Origin of the sequence: Streptosporangium sp. NPDC005286 (assembly GCF_040607515.1) — a bacterium.
Classification (GTDB): domain Bacteria; phylum Actinomycetota; class Actinomycetes; order Streptosporangiales; family Streptosporangiaceae; genus Streptosporangium.
Map to the genome: position 1 here is coordinate 1 of NZ_JBEXGU010000395.1, position 1,669 is coordinate 1,669.

The following is a 1,669-nucleotide window of genomic DNA, read 5'->3' on the forward strand; positions in this document are numbered from 1 at the left end:
TGGGTACCGACTTCCCCAGACGTTTCACTCCCTGCACTCTCCGCTGCTTGCAGAAACAAGCACAAAACACCCTACTTATGAGCCAAACGCGCTCTTAGTGGGTGTTTGAGAGGTGATCGTTGGGCCGTCTTACCAGGTGGGCATAGGTGAGGCAGGACACGAGACCGGTTTTTACGCCTCTGGCCTGACCGATGAGCAGTGGGCGCTGATCGAGCCGCTGCTGCCCGCCCCGCACTGAGACGGCCGGCCCGAACAAGCATCCACATCACCGACACGCTCGGGCTGCTGATGGCGGTGACGGTGCACTCGGCCGGGTGCAGGACCGCGTCGGGGCCACCACCATCCCGCTAGGGCTGTACTTGAGTGAGCGCTGCCGGGTGGTGTTCGCCGACCATGGCTTCGCCAGCCGACTGGCTTCCGGGAAACCGGAGATCAGGCGTTCACCGGGCGGACTCCAAGCTGTCTGCAAGCCTCCTCCAAGAATGCTGCGGAAGTCTTGGCCATGATCGATCGGATAAATCGGCCGAATAAAAGGAGCAAACCATGCTCGCGCGTTCCAAGCCCAGCGCCGTTCTGTCGGTGCTAGGCCTTCTCGGGGCACTGGCCCTTGTCACCGCCGCCCCTGCCAGCGCCGCTCCTGTCACCGCTGCCCCCGCCGCCATCGTCGAAACCGAACTCGGCATCACCGTCTACGCTCACGATATAGACGAGGAGGGGACCTGGAGCAACGGTGACGAAGTCTTCATCAAGGTCGTGCGTAATGGAGTAAGTCAGCGCTTCGCCCCGACCGATGGCACGGTCGACGTCAACGAGGACGAAGAGGGCCAGATAGTCGAATTCCCGTCGCATTACCCTCTCAAGTTTTCGCCGGGTGAGAAGGTGACGGTCCAGGTGTGGGAAGATGACACTTCCGGAGATGACCTCCTCGCCGAGGCCAAGGACGTCATCGTCGAGTGCAACCGTCCGTTCAGCGGCGTAACCGAAATCTCAAAGCGGAAATACTATCATTACTCGTTCGACGCTAAGTTCCACGCCTTCGGCTGCTGATTTTCGCATTGTGATGTTCTGCGGACAGTGAGAGGGCCGGGCCACCGCGGCATCCCTGTCCATGCGGTATGCGTGAGGCGGCGGCCTGCTCGCCGGACGACGGGCCGAGTGTGAGAAGGGACGGCCGCGCGTGGCCGACCTGTTCGCACGGGGGCGTACCGGCACCCAGGCCGCCGAGGTGGTGCGGGGCGGCCGGATGCCGGGCAGCCGGATGCGTCGGGCCAGGCCTGCTGCGGCGGAAGGAGAGCGCTGGCCTCCCAGGGGCCAGCGCCGCCACGACTACACGTTCCGGCAGCCGGGCGGCCGCCAGGAACAGCCGGTGCGCACGAGGTACATGATCGCGTCCACGACCTCTCGTCGTGGGTGCTTGTCCGGGCGGCCGTCCCAGTGCGGGGCGGGCAGCAGCGGCTCGATCAGCGCCCACTGCTCATCGGTCAGGCCAGGGGCGTAAAAACCGGTCTCGTGTCCTGCCTTACCCATACCCACCTGGCAAAACAGTCCAACGATCACCTCTCAAACACCCACTTAGCTTGACTCTGTCGGGAATCTTGAAAACATCCGGCATGTCGCGAAGGGCGACTGATCGGTAACTGTGAGGCTTCTGGGGTCGGCGAAGTCGGTC

1 protein-coding gene and 1 pseudogene are annotated in these 1,669 nt (G+C 63.5%); one reads left to right on the forward strand and one right to left on the reverse strand.

All coding sequences use genetic code 11. From position 1 onward, the window contains the following. Nucleotides 1-543 precede the first annotated feature (543 nt). Entirely contained in the window at nt 544-1,047 is a 504-nt protein-coding gene (locus ABZU75_RS46370) for a hypothetical protein (RefSeq protein WP_355569964.1), read from the forward strand. Nucleotides 1,048-1,350: 303 nt separating this feature from the next. On the opposite strand, the pseudogene ABZU75_RS46375 reads toward ABZU75_RS46370, so the two are convergent. Continuing rightward, nucleotides 1,351-1,527 (reverse strand): annotated as a pseudogene (locus ABZU75_RS46375) (transposase); the annotation flags it as partial. Between the last annotated feature and the right edge of the window lie 142 nt (nt 1,528-1,669).

What these genes read in the sequence shown, in the direction of transcription:
- ABZU75_RS46370 (WP_355569964.1), top strand. Translation starts at nt 544, where the DNA reads ATGCTCGCGCGTTCCAAGCCCAGCGCCGTTCTGTCGGTGCTAGGCCTT.